At 64.2% G+C, this 17,293-nt stretch carries 11 protein-coding genes; 4 read left to right on the top strand and 7 right to left on the bottom strand.

Annotation, left to right across the window (positions count from 1 at the left end; translation table 11 throughout):
- Positions 1–8: 8 nt before the first annotated feature.
- The gene (locus tag VGL01_RS13725) at positions 9–3,209 is read right to left on the bottom strand and encodes an efflux RND transporter permease subunit (protein WP_331570151.1); all 3,201 of its coding nucleotides are present in this window, start codon (positions 3,207–3,209) and stop codon (positions 9–11) included.
- A gap of 328 nt (positions 3,210–3,537) precedes the next feature.
- Between VGL01_RS13725 and VGL01_RS13720 the strand changes: the two genes are divergently transcribed.
- Together VGL01_RS13720 and VGL01_RS13715 are read left to right on the top strand one after the other, a co-directional pair.
- Positions 3,538–3,846, top strand: coding sequence for a putative quinol monooxygenase (locus VGL01_RS13720; RefSeq protein ID WP_331570149.1), 309 nt, complete (start codon positions 3,538–3,540; stop codon positions 3,844–3,846).
- 112 nt (positions 3,847–3,958) lie between these two features.
- Positions 3,959–5,119, top strand: coding sequence for a DNA topoisomerase IB (locus VGL01_RS13715; protein WP_331570147.1), 1,161 nt, complete (start codon positions 3,959–3,961; stop codon positions 5,117–5,119).
- On the opposite strand, the gene VGL01_RS13710 is transcribed toward VGL01_RS13715, so the two are convergent.
- Genes VGL01_RS13710 through VGL01_RS13685 form a run of 6 tightly spaced genes read right to left on the bottom strand, consistent with a single transcriptional unit; the run spans position 5,091 to position 14,098 of the window.
- Entirely contained in the window at positions 5,091–5,882 is a 792-nt protein-coding gene (locus VGL01_RS13710; RefSeq protein WP_331570145.1) for a peptidylprolyl isomerase, read from the bottom strand. The genes VGL01_RS13715 and VGL01_RS13710 overlap by 29 nt on opposite strands.
- Positions 5,883–5,892: 10 nt before the next feature.
- Positions 5,893–6,621, bottom strand: coding sequence for a respiratory nitrate reductase subunit gamma (gene narI / locus VGL01_RS13705; RefSeq protein ID WP_331570143.1), 729 nt, complete (start codon positions 6,619–6,621; stop codon positions 5,893–5,895).
- Between the two features lies 1 nt (position 6,622).
- The gene (gene narJ, locus VGL01_RS13700; RefSeq protein ID WP_331570141.1) at positions 6,623–7,333 is read right to left on the bottom strand and encodes a nitrate reductase molybdenum cofactor assembly chaperone; all 711 of its coding nucleotides are present in this window, start codon (positions 7,331–7,333) and stop codon (positions 6,623–6,625) included.
- Positions 7,334–7,336: 3 nt separating this feature from the next.
- Positions 7,337–8,860, bottom strand: coding sequence for a nitrate reductase subunit beta (gene narH / locus VGL01_RS13695; protein WP_331570139.1), 1,524 nt, complete (start codon positions 8,858–8,860; stop codon positions 7,337–7,339).
- Complete coding sequence (locus VGL01_RS13690; protein ID WP_331570137.1) at positions 8,857–12,663, bottom strand: nitrate reductase subunit alpha; 3,807 nt, start codon at positions 12,661–12,663, stop codon at positions 8,857–8,859. Before VGL01_RS13690 ends, narH begins: the two co-directional genes overlap by 4 nt.
- Before the next feature lie 19 nt (positions 12,664–12,682).
- Positions 12,683–14,098, bottom strand: coding sequence for a NarK family nitrate/nitrite MFS transporter (locus VGL01_RS13685; protein ID WP_331570135.1), 1,416 nt, complete (start codon positions 14,096–14,098; stop codon positions 12,683–12,685).
- 382 nt (positions 14,099–14,480) lie between these two features.
- On the opposite strand from VGL01_RS13685, the gene VGL01_RS13680 reads away from it, so the two are divergent.
- Together VGL01_RS13680 and VGL01_RS13675 are read left to right on the top strand one after the other, a co-directional pair.
- A complete protein-coding gene (locus VGL01_RS13680; protein ID WP_331570133.1) occupies positions 14,481–15,788 on the top strand; it encodes a solute carrier family 23 protein in 1,308 nt (435 codons plus the stop codon).
- Between the two features lie 216 nt (positions 15,789–16,004).
- Positions 16,005–17,288 (top strand): EAL domain-containing protein, encoded by a 1,284-nt coding sequence (locus VGL01_RS13675; RefSeq protein ID WP_331570131.1) that lies wholly within the window; start codon positions 16,005–16,007, stop codon positions 17,286–17,288.
- The last annotated feature ends 5 nt before the right edge of the window (positions 17,289–17,293 follow it).

Below are 17,293 nucleotides of genomic sequence, written 5' to 3'. Positions count from 1 at the left end.
AGCTGCCTTCAATTCGTGCTCCCGTTGGCGTTCGTGCCGGCCTCATCCGCCCGAGCGCGTTTTGCCTTGCGGTGGGCAAGCCGCGCGTGGACGCCGGCAAAGAAAAGCGGGACGAAGAAAAGCGTCGAGAGGGTCGCGAAGAGCAGGCCGCCGATCACGGCCCGGCCGAGCGGTGCGTTCTGCTCGGCGCCCTCGCCGAGGCCCAATGCCATCGGCACCATGCCGATGATCATGGCGCAGGCCGTCATCAGCACGGGCCGGATGCGGCTCGCGCCGGCTTCGAGCGCGGCGGTAAGGGGCGGCGCGCCGGCCGTGAGGCGCTGACGTGCGAAGGACACCACGAGAATGCTGTTGGCCGTGGCGACGCCCATGGTCATGATGGCGCCGGTCAGCGCGGGTACCGACAGATGCGTGCCGGTCACGAAAAGCATCCAGACGATACCGGCCAGCGCGGCCGGCAGTGCACTGACGATGATGATCGGATCGATCCACGACTGAAAATTCACGACGATGAGCAGATAGACGAGCACGATCGCCATCGCGACGCCCACGCCGAGCCCCAGATACGAGCGCTGCATCGTCTGGACTTGCCCGCGCACGGCGATCTGGCTGCCGCGCGGCAGGGTGGCGCGCGCTTGCTCGACGAGCCGGTCGACTTCCTTCGCGACGCCGCCCAGGTCGCGCCCTTGCACGCTCACGAACAGGTCCACGACGGGGCGGATGTTGTAATGCGTGACTCCGGCGAGCTGGGTGGCCGGGCGAAGCTGCACGAGATTGCCGAGCAACTGCGGCGGGGCGTTGCTGCCGGCCGCCGCCACGGGCGTGCGCATCAGCTCGTCGATCGACGAGATCTTGTATTGCGGGGTTTGCACCGCCACGTTGTATTCGACGCCGTTTTGCTCGTTGAACCAGAAGCCCGGGGAAGTCTGCGAGCTGCCGGACAACGAAATGAGCAGATTCTGCGCGACGTTGCTTGCGCTGAGGTTCAATTGCTGCAGCCGGGTTCGATCCATTTGCAGGCGGATGGCGGGCTCGTCGAATTTCTGTTGGATATGCGTGTCGACCGTCCCCGGGATCGCGCGTACGGCTTTCATGAGCTTGCTCGCGGCGGCGAAATTACTGCGCTGGTCCGCCCCCGTGATCTGCACGTCGATGGCGGCCGGCAGCCCGAAGTTGAGGATCTGCGTCACGATATCGGCCGGTTGAAAGAAAAACTCGACGCCGGGAAACCGCTGGGGCAGCACGTCGCGCAATCGATCGATATAGCCGAGCGTGGGCGCGTGATCGGCGGTGAGCGCGATCTGAATCTCGCCGTCGAGCGTGCCGATGGTACCCGCGTTGCTGTACGAAAGATTGATGCCGCTATAGGGCAGACCGAGATTGTCGAGGATCGTGGCGAGTTCCCTCGGCGGTACCGTCTGACGAATGACCCGCTCGATCTCGTCGGCTAGTCGTGCCGTTTCCTCGATGCGCGTGCCGGTCGGTGCGCGAAAGTGCAGACGAATATTGCCGGCATCGACGCGTGGAAAGAAGTCGGCGCCGAGCGCGAACACGAGGCCGAGCGAGGCCATGCAGAACGCGAGAAACGAGAGCGTGAATGCTCGCCGATGCACGAGCAGGCTGCTCAGCAACACGATATAAGCGGCGCGCATGCGCTCGAAGCCGGCATCGAAGCGGTGATGCAGGCGAACAAGAAGGCCCGGCTTCGCGTGCGGGTCGCGCCTATGAGCGTGCCCCATCCACAGCATCGCGAGCGTCGGTACGAGCGTGCGCGAGAGCACGTACGATGCGAGCATGGCGAACACCACCGCCTCGGCGAGCGGCACGAACAGATATCGTGCGACGCCGGTCAGGAAGAACATCGGCACGAACACGATGCAGATGCACAGCGTCGAGACCAGGGCCGGAACGGCGATTTCGCCGGCACCGTCGAGAATGGCTTCGTGAAGGTCCGTGCCCAGGTGCAGATGCCGCTCGATGTTTTCGATCGTGACGGTCGCGTCGTCGACGAGGATGCCTACCGCCAGCGCAAGGCCGCCTAACGTCATGATGTTGATGGTCTGGCCGAGCGCGTGCAGCGCCAGCAGCGAGGCCAGGATCGATAGCGGAATGGAGATGGCGATGATGCAGGTGCTGCGCCAATTGCCGAGGAACAGCAGAATCATCGCCGCGGTCAGCGCCGCCGCGATGACGGCTTCGCGCGCCACACCCGAAATCGCCGATTGAACGAAGATCGACTGATCGAACAGCGGCGTGACCTTGAGCTCGCGGGGCAGCGTCGTTTGCGCCACCGGCAGGATGTGGCGCAATTCGTTGACGATCGCGAGCGTCGATGCATCGCTGCCGTTCTTGAGTACCGAAATGAGCACACCGCGCCGGCCGTCCTGGCGCACGACGTTCGTCTGCGGCGCGAACCCGTCGCGCACATGGGCCACTTCGCCGAGATAGGTCGTGGCGCCGTTGACGGTGCGCACCGGGATCTCGTTGAGGCCCGCGATCGTCGGCGGCGAGCCGTTCATCTCGACGGCGTATTCGCGCGGACCGATCTTGGCCGTCCCCGTCGGCAGTATCAGATTCTGCGCGTTGACGGCGCTGACCACGTCGAGCGGCGTGAGCCCCTTGGCAAGCAGCGCGCGCGTGTCGAGGTCGACCGATATGAGCCGCGTCTTGCCGCCGTAGGGATAGGGGACGGCCGCGCCCGGAATGGTGATCAATTGCGGCCGCAGCGCGTTGAGCGCGAAGTCGTTGAGCCGCTGCTCCGCCAACGTGCTGCTCGACAGAGCAAGCTGGATCACCGGAATCGAGGAGGCCGAATAGCTGATGATGAGCGGCGGCGTTGCGCCGGGCGGCATCTGCCTCAGTTGGGTCTGTTCTACCGCGACCGTCTGCGCGATGGCGGTCTGAATATTCGCATTCGGTTGCAGGAACAGCTTGATGACGGCGACGCCGGCGAGCGATTGCGATTCGATATGTTCGATGTTGTTGACGGTCGTCGTCAGCCCCCGCTCGTTGACCGACGTCACGCGATTGGCCATGTCCTGCGCCGAAAGCCCCGCGTAATTCCAGATAATGCTGACGACAGGAATATCGACCTCGGGCAGGATGTCGATCGGCGTTCTCATGAGCGCGAACGGTGTCGCAAGCACGATGAGAATGGCCATCACGATGAACGTGTAAGGCCGTTTGAGCGCAACGTTGACGATCCACATGAAAAGCCGCCGGCAAAAATGCGGTGGTAAGAAGATCGAATGTAGTCGACGTCAGTGGCAAAAAGTAATTCGTGGTGCCCGCAAAACGGTTCGCTCCCGCCCGAAACCGTTACGATGTTTTACGAGCCCGCCAGCTCAGGCCATCCGGCTCTCGCGTCAACCCGGGCTTACCCGCCGCTCGATGCTGCAATGCCGCATCGAGCGATGGCCGCACTGCACTGCACCGCGAGGGCACTCGGTGGCAGAATCGGTGACCAGCACGCCCGCCCTCGCGCCGTGAGCCGAGGGTTTCGAAGTTCCCCGACGTATCTCTTCAGGAGGAGTTGGAATGAACGCCCATATCATCGCCACGATCACGCCGAAGCCGGAACATGCCACCGATGTCGAAAAGCAGGTGCGCCGCATGGTGGATGTGACGCGCAAGGAGCCCGGCAACCACCGCTACGATCTTTTTCGAGAAACGTCGCCGAGCGGGCCGGTGCTGCATCTGTACGAGATCTATGAAGACCGGAACGCGTTCGACAGCCATCTCGCGAGCGAACACTTCCAGGCGTTTCGTTCGGCGGTCGCGGATTGGCTCGCCGAGCCGCCGCAAGTGAGAGTGCTCGAAGCGCTCGATGTGGCGCCCGAGCGCTGAGGGGAACGCCTGAGGCCGGATTTCGCGGCTAGGCAACGACGTACGTTCACCCATTGCCCATGGCACGAAGCGTGCTGAGCGGGGTGTGAACCTATCGAATTGCCGAGCCCGCATGCCGCGCAGCCCCCACAGGAATGACCCATCGCACCGCGCCGCGGCTGGCTCGCTCGATCGCAACCATGAGCTCGAGGTGCCGCCCGGCCTGCATTACGTCGACGATACGAAGCCCGGTATCCGGCGCCGGCTCATTCGCGGACACTTCGCCTATTTCGACCCGCAAGGCCGCCGCATTCGCGATGTGCAGGAAATCGCTCGCATCAACGCGCTCGCCGTTCCGCCCGCTTACACCGATGTATGGATCTGTCCCGACCCGCTCGGACACCTGCAGGCGACCGGCCGCGACTCGCGTGCGCGCAAGCAGTACCGGTATCATCCGCGCTGGCGCGAGACGCGCGACGCCACCAAGTTCGAGCGCATGGCTGCGTTCGCGGACGTCTTGCCGAAAATCCGCGCACGTATCGCGCGCGATTTGCGGCTGCCCGGCATGCCGTGGCACAAGGTCGTGGCAACGGTCGTCCGACTGCTCGACATCACGCTCGCGCGCGTCGGCAGCCGCGAATACGTGCGGGAAAACAATTCCTATGGTTTGACCACGTTGCGCAAGCGCCATGCGGCGGTCCGTGCCGGGCACCTGCGCTTTCGCTTTCGCGGCAAGAGCGGGATCGAGCACGACATCGATGTCGAAGACCCGCGCCTCGCGCGTATCGTGCGCAAGTGCCTCGATTTGCCGGGGCATGAGCTCTTTCAGTACGTTGACGATGCCGGCGCGCGGCATCCCGTCGGCTCATCGGACATCAACGACTATCTGCGCGAAGCAAGCGGCGCGGACTTCACCGCGAAGGACTATCGCACGTGGGCGGGCAGCGTGCTGGCGCTCGGTGCGCTGCGCCGCATCGAGCTGCAGCCGGGCGAGCGGCACATGCGCACCCATGTCGTCGAAACCGTGAAGGAAGTCGCCGCGACGCTGCGCAATACGCCGGCCGTTTGCCGTCGCTGCTACATCCATCCGGCCGTGCTCGAAGTGTTCGAGGCCGGCGAGCTGCATACGTTGCCGAAGGTGCGCACGCGCCACGGCCTGAAGGCCGACGAGGCCGCATTTGCGGCGCTGCTGCGGCGCGAGGCAAGACGCGCGCGCCGCGGCGAACGGCGTGCCGCAACGCTCGAGGAACAGCTGGCGGCGAGCGTCAGAGCGGCGGCGCGTTCACGTCGCTGAGTTCAGCGTCGAATTCGAGTCCCTCGAGCGTCGCCGCTTGCGCCAGCCGATCGAGGTAGCGACGCAGCTCTGTTGCAAAGCTCTGCTGCCGCAGCGTTTGCGCGACGGCGGCGCGTACGCTCTCGAACGGCGGTTCGTTGCCGGGCTCGCGCTCGAGCACTTCGACGACGTGAAAGCCGAACCGGCTCAGCACGAGCCGCGGGAGCACGCCGACTTCCTTGTTTTCGAAAAGCTCCTGCGCAAACTCGGGCGCGCATGCCTCGGCGCTCAGCCATCCGAGGTTCCCGCCCTCGGCGCCGCTCGGGCAATTCGACCATTGCCCGGCGGCGCGCGCGAATCGGCCATCGTCCGTGCCGGGCTGACAGCGCAGATCGAGCAGGCATGCTTCGGCGCGCGTACGCAATTGCGCTACATCGACGCCCGGCGTCACCGCGAACAGGACATGCCGCGCTCGCACGCGCGCGCCCACGGCATAGCGGCGCGCATGCGCCGCGTGATAGCGGCGGCACGCCTCGTCGGAAGGTTCTTGTGCCGGCAACGCGTCGTCGAGCAACGCTTCGATCGCCGCGGTAGCTTCCACGCTGATAGCACCGTCCACCGGAGCGGAATCGTCATCGCCCAGCAGGCCGGCTTCGATCGCGGCTTGGCGCAAGAGCTCGGTGCAGGCGCGCTGTCTGAGCACCTCCGCGCTCAGCGTTTCGCCGGGCAGATGAAGCGCGACACCGTTGACTGTGGCCACCTTGCCGTTTTGTGGGATCGTCATCTCTTGCCTCTCAGATTCGGTGTTGCGAGCGCGTGTGGCCGCGCGGCAGGTTGAGCCGCCGCGCGCGCACGAGCTGATAGGGACGGAATGCGTAGCTCACGGTGCCGAAGCCGCTCCAGACATGGACGAGGCGCGTGAACGGAAACAGCAGAAAGATCGTCATGCCGAGCACGAGATGAATCTTGAACGGCCATTCGACTCCGCTCAGCATGCTCGCATCGGGCCGCAACGTGACGATATGCTGCGCCCAGTTGGCAAGGCTCAGCATGGTGCCCGCCGTTTCGCGGTCCGCATAGGAGAAAGGCAGCGTGACGAGGCCAAGCACGAGCTGGACCCAGAGAATCGCCAGGATCGCGATGTCGGTGCGGCGGCTCGTCAACCGGATGCGTGGATCGAAAAGCCTTCGATGCAAGAGCAGCGTGAGGCCGACGAAGCAGAGCGAGCCCGCGATCCCGCCCGAGAGGATCGCCAGCATCTGCTTTTGTTGCGCGGAGATCATCGACTCGTAGAGCGCATGAGGCGTCAGGAGCCCGACCGTGTGGCCGAACAGCAGAAACAGAATGCCGACATGAAAGAGATTGCTTCCCCAGCGCAACTGCCCCGCGCGCAGCAACTGTGACGAATCGCTTTTCCACGTGTATTGGTCGCGGTCGAAACGGAACAGCGAGCCGAGCAGGAACACGGCGAGGCAGATGTAGGGATAGATGCTGAAAAAGAAGGTATAGGCGGCTTGACTCATCTCAGGCTCCTTGCGCGCGGGGCATGTGTCCGCCCGCGTTCGGCGTCTTCACGATATGGATCGGCTGCGATCGATCCGGGTTGGCGGATTGGCCTTCGACCGAGCAGCCGCCGAACGCAACGGGCTCGCTCCATGTGTCGTCGAGCGCCGGCTCGCTTGCGAGGACGACCGGCTCCGCCGATTCGCCGGCGAGTTCGATGAGCGCGGCCAGCACGCTCGCATAGTCGCTGTCCCGCTCGACGAGTGCGGTATGAATGCCGCGCAGCAAGTGCGCGATCTCGCGCAGAAAATCGGCAGCTTGAATGGGCGGTTGCGTCGACGCGAATTCGAGCACGACGCAAAGATGATCGGGCAATTCGTCCGATGCGAGCGCGAGCCCCGCGTCCTCGTAGGTTTTGATGAGGTCGATCATCGCCGGCCCGCGATCGCGCGAATCGCCGTGCACGTGCTCGAACAGGTGCAAAGCGGTGCGGCGCCCGCGATCGAAAAGATCGACGTATGCCGCTTCCGCATCGAGCCCGGTACTGCCGGCCAGGCGATCGATCAGCGCGTCGATCGACGCGAGCCGGCCGTCGAGCAGTGCGCCTTCGTCGCGCAACGCCGCGCGCATTTCGGGCAGGTGGGCGCGCAGCGCCGCGTCGGGATAGCTCAGCAAGCGTGCGAGCGCGCGCAACGTCGTTGCGCAGCTCGCGGTGGTCTCGAGAGTGGTCATCGCTCAGATCTCCGCCTTGATCGGAATCGTCCGGCGCTTCGCGCCGCCGAACAGGCTCGTTTCGCCGACACCTTCCGAGCAGCCGTTGCCGAAGCTGAATCCGCATCCTCCGCGGACATCGAACGCGTTCTCGGCATACTCGCGGTGCGAGGTGGGGATGACGAAGCGGTCTTCGTAGTTGGCGATCGCCATGACGCGGTACATCTCGTCGACTTGCTCGACGCTGAGACCCGCCTGCGCGAGGGCCTCATGGTTCTCGATGCCGTCGACATGCTTGCCGCGCTGCCAGGCCCGCATCGCCAGCATTCGTTCGAGCGCGCGCACGACCGGCACGGTATCGCCCGCGGTCAGCAGGTTCGCGAGGTATTGCACCGGAATGCGCAGCTGGTTGACGTCGGGAATCTCGCCGTTCACACCGATGTGTCCGGCATTGGCCGCGGATGTGATCGGCGAGAGCGGCGGCACGTACCAGACCATCGGCAGAGTCCGATACTCGGGGTGCAGCGGCAACGCGACCTTCCAGTCGACCGCCATCTTGTAGACCGGGCTGATACGCGCGGCCTGGATCCAGTTCTCGGGCACGCCGTCCTTACGCGCCTGCTCGATCACTTTGGGATCGCTGGGATCGAGAAAGACGTCGAGCTGCGCCTCGTAGAGATCGCGGTCGTTCTCGACGGAGGCCGCCGCTTCGATGCGGTCGGCGTCATAGAGCAGCACACCCAGATAGCGGATGCGACCGACACAGGTCTCCGAGCAGACGGTGGGCTGTCCGGCCTCGATGCGCGGATAGCAGAAGATGCACTTTTCGGCCTTACCGCTTTTCCAGTTGTAGTAGATCTTCTTGTAGGGGCAGCCCGATACGCACATGCGCCAGCCGCGGCATTTGTCCTGGTCGATGAGGACGATGCCGTCTTCCTCGCGCTTGTAGATGGAGCCGGAAGGGCACGAAGCCACGCACGCCGGGTTCAGGCAGTGTTCGCACAGCCGCGGCAAGTACATCATGAACGTGTTTTCGAACTGTCCGTAGATGTCTTTCTGAATGTCGTCGAAATTCCGATCTTTGCTGCGCTTGGCGAATTCGCCACCGAGAATCTCTTCCCAGTTAGGCCCCCAAACGATTTTCTCCATCCGCTGGCCGGTGATCAGGCTGCGCGGGCGGGCCGTCGGAGAGGCCTTCATCTCGGGCGCGCTTTGCAGATGGTCGTAGTCGAACGTGAACGGCTCGTAATAGTCGTCGATCTGCGGCAGATTCGGATTCGCGAAGATGCGCATGAGCACCTTCCACTTGCCTCCCTGGCGCGGCGCGATGGAGCCGTCGGCGTGGCGCACCCAGCCGCCATTCCATTTGTCCTGGTTCTCCCATTCCTTTGGATAACCGATGCCCGGTTTCGTTTCGACGTTGTTGAACCAGGCGTACTCCATGCCGGGGCGGCTCGTCCAGACGTTCTTGCACGTCACGCTGCAGGTGTGGCAGCCGATGCACTTGTCGAGATTCAGCACCATGCCGATTTGTGCGCGTACTTTCATTGCTTGTCTCCATGATGCTGCGTCGCGCCGCTCGCGCCTTCGTCACGCGGCGTATCGAGCCAGTCGATCTGACTCATTTTTCGCACGACCACGAACTCGTCGCGATTCGTGCCGATCGTGCCGTAGTAGTTGAAGCCGTAGCTCAATTGCGCATAGCCGCCGATCATGTGCGTGGGCTTGAGCACGATGCGCGTCACCGAGTTGTGGATCCCGCCGCGTATTCCCGTGATTTCCGAGCCCGGCGTGTTGATGATCTTTTCTTGCGCGTGATACATGAGCACCATGCCGGGTTTGACACGCTGGCTGACCACGGCCCGTGCGGCGATCGCTCCGTTCACATTGAAGACCTCGATCCAGTCGTTGTCCTCGATGCCGGCTTGGCTGGCGTCGTCCTCGCTGATCCAGACGACGGGGCCGCCGCGATTGAGCGTCAACATCAGCAGGTTGTCGCTGTAGGTGCTGTGAATGCCCCATTTCTGGTGCGGCGTAATGAAGTTCAGCACGAGCTCGGGATGGCCGTTCGGCTTCACGCCGTTGATGCCGGCCGTGGCCTTCAGATCGACGGGCGGACGGTAGGTCGAAAACCCCTCCCCGAACGCGATCATCCACGGGTGATCCTGATAGAACTGCTGGCGGCCCGTGAGCGTGCGCCAGGGGATCAGCTCGTGCACGTTCGTATAGCCCGCGTTGTAGCTGACGGTTTCGCTTTCGATTCCGCTCCAGGTCGGCGAGCTGATGATCTTGCGCGGCTGGGCCTGAATGTCGCGATAACGAATCTTCTCGTCTTCGCGGTAAAGCGCGAGGTGCTTGTGTTCGCGGCCCGTCGCTTTCGTGAGCGCCTCCCACGCCTTGACGGCGACATGTCCGTTCGTCTCGGGCGCGAGGTGCAGAATGACTTCGCAGGCATCGATATCCGAGACGATGCGCGGCATGCCTTTCGTCACGCCCTCTTCGAGCGTCACGCCGTTCAGCTCGCCGAGCTGCTCGACTTCGGTGGCGGTTTTCCAGGCGATCCCCTTGCCGCCGTTGCCCACGCGGTTCATGAGCGGGCCGAGCGCGGTGAAGCGCTTATAGACATTCGGGTAATCGCGTTCGACCACGGTGACCTGCGGCGCGGTCTTGCCCGGTATCAACTCGCATTCGCCCTTTTTCCAGTCGCGTACGTCGAATGGCTGGGCAAGCTCGCCGGGCGTATCGTGCATGAGCGGCGTGAGCACGACTTCCTTTTCCACGCCGAGATGGCCGACGCAGACGTCGCTGAAGGCCTCGGCAAAGCCCTTGTAGATCTCCCAGTCGGAGCGGGCTTGCCAAACCGGATCCACGGCCGCTGAGAGCGGATGGATGAACGGGTGCATGTCGCTCGTATTGAGGTCGTTCTTCTCGTACCAGCTCGCGGTGGGCAACACGATGTCGGAATAGAGACAGGTGGTGCTCATGCGGAAATCGAGCGTGACGAGCAAATCGAGCTTGCCTTGCGGTGCCTCGTCGTGCCAGCGCACTTCGGCAGGTTTCGCATCGCCGGCGCCGAGGTCTTTGCCTTGCACGCCGTTATCGGTGCCCAGCAGGTGCTTGCAGAAATATTCGTGGCCCTTGCCCGACGAGCCGAGCAGGTTCGAGCGCCAGACGAACATGTTGCGCGGCCAGTTCTGCGGCGCGTCGGGGTCCTCGCAGCTCATTCGCAGGGCTCCGGACTTCAGCGATTTCGCGACATAGTCGCCGGGCGCCATGCCCGACGCGGCGGCATCCTTGGCAACCTGCAACGGATTGGTATCGAGCTGCGGTGCGCTCGGCAGCCAGCCCATACGCTCGGCACGTACGTTGTAATCGATCATGCTGCCGCCGAATTGCGCTTTGTCGGCGAGCGGCGACACGATCTCGTCGACGCCGAGCTTCTCGTAGCGCCATTGGTCCGTGTGAGCGTAGAAGAAGCTCGTGCTGTTCATCTGACGCGGCGGGCGAATCCAGTCGAGCGCGAAGGCGAGCGCGGTCCAGCCCGTTTGCGGACGCAGCTTTTCCTGGCCGACATAGTGCGACCAGCCGCCGCCGCTCTTGCCGATGCATCCGCACATCATCAGCAGGTTGATCACGCCGCGATAGTTCATATCGGCGTGATACCAGTGATTCATGCCCGCACCGATGACGATCATCGAGCGGCCCTGCGTCTTGTCGGCGTTAGCGGCGAACTCGCGCGCCACCGTGACGATCTGCTCGCGCGGCACGCCCGTGATCGCTTCGGCCCATGCGGGGGTGTAGGGCGCGTTGTCGTCATAGCTGGCCGCGCCGCTGCCGAGGCCGCGATCGATGCCGTATTGCGCGGCTTGCAGATCGAACACGGTGGCGACGAGCGCGTCGACCGCCTTGCCGTCCTGCGTGAGGCGCATACGCGCGACGGGCACACGCGCCAGATTGATGTCCCCCTGCTGTGCGTTCGCGGTAAAGTGCGGCGAGTTCACGCCGCCGAAGTACGGAAACGCGACGTCGGCGATTTCCGGCACCTGGTCCGCGTTCTCGAGCACAGAGAGCTTGAGCTTGACTTCATGTCCATCGCGCGCGTCCTTGTTCTCGAGATTCCACTTGCCCGCATCGTCCCGGCCCTCGTCGCCCCAACGAAAACCGATGGCGCCGTTCGGCACCACGGGCTGGCCGGCGGTGTCGTAGGCGATCGTCTTCCATTCGGGGTGGTTGGCTTGATCGAGCGAACCGTCGAAGTCGCTCGCGCGGATGTAGCGGTCTGGCACGAGCGCCGTACGGCCGTCTTCGAGCGTGCGCGACCGAAGCAGCACGAGCATCGGCAAGTCGGTGTAGCGGCGTGCGTAGTCGTCGAAATAGGCGCTGCGGGTCTTGAAATAGAATTCGTTGAGCGCGACATGGCCGAACGCCATGGCCAACGCCGCATCGGTGCCTTGCTTCGGATGGAGCCAGAGGTCCGAAAGCTTCGCGACTTCGCTGTAGTCCGGCGTGATCGCGACGGTCTTCGTGCCCTTGTAGCGGACTTCCGTGAAAAAGTGCGCGTCCGGCGTACGCGTTTGCGGCACATTGCTGCCCCACGCGACGATGTAGCTCGAGTTGTACCAGTCGGCCGATTCGGGCACGTCCGTCTGCTCGCCCCAGACTTGCGGGCTCGACGGCGGCAGATCGCAGTACCAATCGTAAAAGCTCATGCATACGCCGCCGATGAGGCTCAGATAGCGGCTGCCGGCGGCATAGCTGACCATGCTCATGGCCGGGATCGGCGAAAAGCCGATCACGCGGTCGGGCCCGTGCCGCTTGATCGTATAGACATTGGCGGCGGCAACGAGTCGATTGACTTCCTCCCAGCTGCTGCGCGCAAAGCCCCCCATGCCGCGTACTTTTTGATAGTCGCGACGGGCCGCATCGTCTTCGACGATCGAGGCCCATGCGTCGACGGGGTCGCGGCATACCGTCAGCGCGGCGCGCCAGCGCTCGAGCAGGCGGGCGCGGACCATCGGGTACTTCACGCGGTTGGCGCTATAGAGGTACCACGAGTACGATGCGCCGCGCGCGCAGCCGCGCGGTTCATGGTTGGGCATGTCCCAGCGGGTGCGCGGATAGTCGGTCTGCTGCGTTTCCCATGTGACGATCCCGCCTTTGACATAGATCTTCCATGAGCACGAACCCGTGCAGTTGACGCCGTGCGTGCTGCGCACGATCTTGTCGTGCGACCAGCGGTTGCGATAGGCGTCCTCCCACGTGCGGTCCTCACCGGTGGTGACCCCGTGTCCGTCGGAAAAGGATTCCTTCGGCAGTGCGAAATGATTGAGGCGATCGAGAAAGTGGCTCATTTGTGGGCAATCCGTCGTTTCAACAAGGCATCGGCGCGTTACGGCGCGCATAGCGCCACCAGGTCACGGCGATGCAGATGGCGTAAAAGCCGATGAACACATAGAGCGCCGCTTCGGGGCCGCCCGTCAGCGCGAGCGATGTGCCATAGCTCTTCGGGATGAAAAAGCCGCCGTATGCGGCGATGGCCGCCGAAAATCCGAGCGTTGCGGCAGCCTCGGTGTTGCCTTCCTTCGTGGCGTGCAGCACGGCTTCGCGATCGGATGCATTCACCTCGCGCAGCTTGAGCGTCTGGAAGATGACGGGAATCATGCGGAACGTCGACCCGTTGCCGATGCCCGAGGTCATGAAGAGAACGAGGAAGCTGACGAAGAACCCGGCGAAGCTGCCGCCCGAGGGCCCCGACGGCAGGAAGTAGAGCACCCCGCCTACCGCGCATGCCATGACGACGAAGTTCCACAACGTGACCGGCGCACCGCCGAGCTTGTCGGCCAGCCAGCCGCCGAATGGGCGGATCGAGGCACCGATCAGCGGGCCCAGCCATGCGTAGGCAAGCGCGTTGATGCCCGGGAACTGGCTTTTGATGAGCAGCGGAAAGCCGGCGGCATAACCGATGAACGAGCCGAACGTGCCGAGGTAGAGTACGCACATCAGCCAGTTGTCCTTTCGGCGGAAGATTGCGGCTTGCGCGGCGAACGATGCTTTTGCATCGGCCAGATCGTTCATGCCGAACCAGGCTGCGATAGCCGCGATCACGATCCAGGGCACCCAGACGAATGCCGCGTTCTGGATCCAGACTTGAGCGATCAAACCGTTCTTCACGATGGTTTGAGATGCGCCGCCGAACACGCCGAAGATGCCGGCCGTCACCACGAGCGGGCTCAAGAACTGCACCACCGATACGCCGAGATTGCCGAGGCCGGCATTCACACCGAGCGCGGAACCCTTGCGCTCGCGTGGAAAGAAGAAGCTGATGTTGGCCATGCTCGAGCTGAAGTTGCCGCCTCCGAAGCCGCACAAGAGCGCGAGGATGAGCATGGTGGGATAGCTCGTCGTGTTGTCCTGCACGGCAAAGCCGATGCCGATCGCGGGAACCAACAGCGACGCGGTGGAGACCGCGGTCCAGCGCCGGCCGCCGACGATGGGCACCATGAACGAGTAGAAGATCCGTAGCGTCGCGCCGGAGAGCGCGGGTGCCGCGGCGAGCCAAAAGAGCTGATTCGTCGAATAAGTGAAGCCCAGCAGCGGCAATTGCACGGCGACGGCGCTCCATACCTGCCAGATCGCGAACGCCAGGAAGAGCGCGGGAACGGAGATCCAGAGGTTGAGCTTCGCGATGGCTTCGCCTTCCCGTTCCCAAAACGCCTTGTCCTCGGGCGTCCAGATTTCGAGCGTGTGCCCTCGTCGCGAGCCGAGGGGGGGCGATTCAATACCCATGAAGTCTCTCCGGGTTGCGGCGCGCGCGGAAGGCGAGGGCGGGCCGCTCGCCCATTCCCCGCGTTGCAGTCCCTTGCGCGCTCGATCGGGATTGAAAATGTCACAGCGTGATAGTCGCCCTCGTGGCGTTGGGGGTATTGAGCGAGATCAAAGGACGCTAACGTTGGCGGCGAAGCGCGGCATATCGCGACATCGCGCCGCAGGAGGTCCGACTGTCGAGAAGGGGGCGGCGCGCCTCGAGACCGGGGCTTCCTCGAACGGCGCACAGCTTGCCAGGGCAACCGGCCCTCCTTAAACTCGCGCGTGATTCCACCAACAGGCGGCGCTGTTGGCGCTGTTTGCGCGGCGCGTCGACGCCGATATAAAAAGGAGCCCCACGAGCATGGCCGATTCCTATTTCCCGCGCTGGCGCCTCGCGCCGCGTGCCGTCGAAGGCCGTATCGTCGGGCCCGACGAACGGCTCGCATGGCCGCAGACGATCGCAATGGGCGTACAGCACGTCGTCGCCATGTTCGGCTCTACGGTGCTTGCGCCACTGCTGATGGGCTTCGATCCGAATCTCTGCATTTTCATGTCGGGCATCGGCACGCTGCTCTTTTTCGTGCTCGTGGGCGGACGTGTGCCGAGCTATCTCGGCTCCAGCTTTTCGTTCATCGGGCTCGTCATCGCGGTAACGGCCTATGCTGGCCACGGCCCGAATCCGAACATTCCTGTGGCGCTCGGCGGCATCGTTGCCTGTGGCGCGGCTTATGTCGTCATCGGCCTGATCGTCGCGGCCATCGGCACGCGCTGGATCGAAACGCTGATGCCCCCGGTCGTCACCGGAGCCGTTGTTGCGGTCATCGGCCTGAACCTCGCACCGATCGCCGTGAGAGGTGTCAGCACGTCGGCCTTCGATTCGTGGATGGCGCTCGTCACGGTGCTGTGCGTTGGCATCGTCGCTGTGTTCGCGCGCGGCATGGTGCAGCGGCTGCTGATTCTCGTCGGCCTCATCGCTGCGTACGCGCTCTACGCGGTGCTCGCCAATGGCATGGGCATCGGCCGGCCGATCGACTTCGCGAGCGTGGCCAATGCGGCCTGGTTCGGCATGCCGCATTTCCGCTCGCCGGTCTTCGACCCGCACGCCATGCTGCTGATCGCGCCGGTCGCGGTGATCCTCGTTGCCGAGAATCTTGGGCACATCAAGGCCGTGAGTGCGATGACCGGGCAGAACCTCGACCGTTACATTGGCCGCGCGTTCGTGGGCGATGGGCTGGCGACGATCGTGTCCGGCATGTCGGGCGGCACGGGAGTCACCACCTATGCCGAGAACATAGGCGTCATGGCGGTCACCAAGATCTATTCGACGATCGTGTTCGTCGTCGCCGCGATCATTGCGATCGGGCTCGGCTTCTCGCCGAAGTTCGGGGCGTTGATCGAAACGATACCCGGGCCCGTGCTCGGCGGCGTCTCGATCGTGGTCTTCGGGCTCATCGCCGTCACGGGTGCGCGGATCTGGGTGGCGAACCGGGTCGACTTCTCGGACAACCGCAACCTCATCGTCGCAGCCGTCACGCTGGTACTCGGCGCGGGCGACTTCTCACTGAAGTTCGGCGGTTTCGCGCTGGGCGGGATCGGGACCGCGACATTCGGGGCCATCATCCTCTATGCACTGTTGCGGCGCGAAGCCGCGTCCGGTCCGGTGCTTTGAGCGCGCGCGAGGCACGCGCATGGCGCGAAATGCGCACCTTCGCGGTGCGTCGTGCGCGCAGTGCCCCGACGTGATGCGCGAGCGGCGCGGTTTGCGGGATGCCGCGCGGTTGCGCACGGAGCTTGCTTGGTGGCGGTAGCCGTCAATAAGATCATTCCGAGGAGCTCCCCCAATGAACCCATTCACTTCGATCGAAAACGCCGGCCGGAGGCGCGCATGATGAGCGCGTTGCAAGACGCGCCGGTGACGCCGCCGGCCGGTTTCGAACTCGATATGGTCTCCGGATTGCAGCGTTACGCGCTGCGGCACCGCGAGCTGACCTTCACGAGCGTATTTCAACCTATCTTCAGCCTGGCTCACTTGCGCGCGGTGGGTTACGAGGGTTTGCTGCGCGCGCACGACTCCTTCGATTGTCCGGTGCCGCCGCTCGACGTATTCGGCGAGGCGTCGCGGCAAGGCGAGCTCCATCATGTGGACCGGCTCGCGATGGCGCTGCACCTCGAGAACTTCAAGATGCTCGGTGCCGAGCGCGAGTGGCTGTTCCTGAATGTGCATGCGGGTGCGCTGACCGAGTCCTACCATGCGGCCGCGTTTGCCGCGAGTCTATCGAGGCTCGCTTTGCCGCCGCGGCGCATCGTGCTCGAGATCCACGAGGACCGGATACACGATTTCGAGCGCATCGCCGAGGAGGCGCGGCGTTTTCGCGAACTCGGGTTCCTCATCGCGCTCGATGACTTTGGCGCCGGCGATTCGAATCTCGAGCGCGTGTGGCAGCTCGATCCCGACATCGTCAAAATCGACCGGATGATGCTTTCGCATGCGGCGCATCGCACGCCGGCGGCCGCGATTCTGCCGGGCTTCGTCGCGTTGTTGCACGAAGCCGGCAAGCTCGTGCTGATCGAGGGTGTCGAGACCGAACACGAGGCGCAACTCGCCTTCGCCAGCGACGCCGATTTCGTTCAGGGCTTTTACTTCGGCAGGCCGGCTGCGGGCCCGGCCGATAGCGGCTACGCTGCCGCGCGCGTCGGGGAACTCGCCGCGCATCACCGCTCGGAGACGGAATCGCGCGAGCGACGCCGTGCCGCGCGGCTCGCGCCTTATTTGCGCGCGTTCGCGCGAGCCGGCGAACGGATTGCGGCCGGCGAGCCGTTGGAGGAGGTTTGCTGGAATTTTCTGGCGCTCGACCATGCCGCGCGCTGCTTTCTGCTCGATTCCGAAGGGCGCCAGGCGGGCCGCAACATCGTGCTGCGCGCGGATCGCCCGGGCCAAGAGGCGCGTTTCATGCCGGTTGCCGATGCCGAGGGCGCGAACTGGATGCGCCGGCCGTATTTTCGGGCGGCGATGGAAATGCCCGATCGCGTCCACGCGACGAAGCCCTATCTTTCGATCAACGAGGCGTTGCCCTGCGTCACGATCTCGCTCGCCGTCCGGATCGGCGAACGGCTGTGCGTGCTGTGCGGCGATATCGACTGGGTAGAGGACGAAGCCTCGATGGAATGAAAGCC

It is taken from the genome of Trinickia sp. (assembly GCF_036503415.1).
Lineage (GTDB): Bacteria > Pseudomonadota > Gammaproteobacteria > Burkholderiales > Burkholderiaceae > Trinickia.
This window is presented reverse-complemented; position numbering and strand designations above follow the sequence as displayed.

Excerpts from the sequence above, each read along its gene's own strand:
- VGL01_RS13725 (WP_331570151.1), bottom strand. The coding sequence starts at position 3,209 with ATGTGGATCGTCAACGTTGCGCTCAAACGGCCTTACACGTTCATCGTG.
- VGL01_RS13720 (WP_331570149.1), top strand. The coding sequence starts at position 3,538 with ATGAACGCCCATATCATCGCCACGATCACGCCGAAGCCGGAACATGCC.
- VGL01_RS13715 (WP_331570147.1), top strand. The coding sequence starts at position 3,959 with ATGCCGCGCAGCCCCCACAGGAATGACCCATCGCACCGCGCCGCGGCT.
- VGL01_RS13710 (WP_331570145.1), bottom strand. The coding sequence starts at position 5,882 with ATGACGATCCCACAAAACGGCAAGGTGGCCACAGTCAACGGTGTCGCG.
- narI (WP_331570143.1), bottom strand. The coding sequence starts at position 6,621 with ATGAGTCAAGCCGCCTATACCTTCTTTTTCAGCATCTATCCCTACATC.
- narJ (WP_331570141.1), bottom strand. The coding sequence starts at position 7,333 with ATGACCACTCTCGAGACCACCGCGAGCTGCGCAACGACGTTGCGCGCG.
- narH (WP_331570139.1), bottom strand. The coding sequence starts at position 8,860 with ATGAAAGTACGCGCACAAATCGGCATGGTGCTGAATCTCGACAAGTGC.
- VGL01_RS13690 (WP_331570137.1), bottom strand. The coding sequence starts at position 12,663 with ATGAGCCACTTTCTCGATCGCCTCAATCATTTCGCACTGCCGAAGGAA.
- VGL01_RS13685 (WP_331570135.1), bottom strand. The coding sequence starts at position 14,098 with ATGGGTATTGAATCGCCCCCCCTCGGCTCGCGACGAGGGCACACGCTC.
- VGL01_RS13680 (WP_331570133.1), top strand. The coding sequence starts at position 14,481 with ATGGCCGATTCCTATTTCCCGCGCTGGCGCCTCGCGCCGCGTGCCGTC.
- VGL01_RS13675 (WP_331570131.1), top strand. The coding sequence starts at position 16,005 with ATGATGAGCGCGTTGCAAGACGCGCCGGTGACGCCGCCGGCCGGTTTC.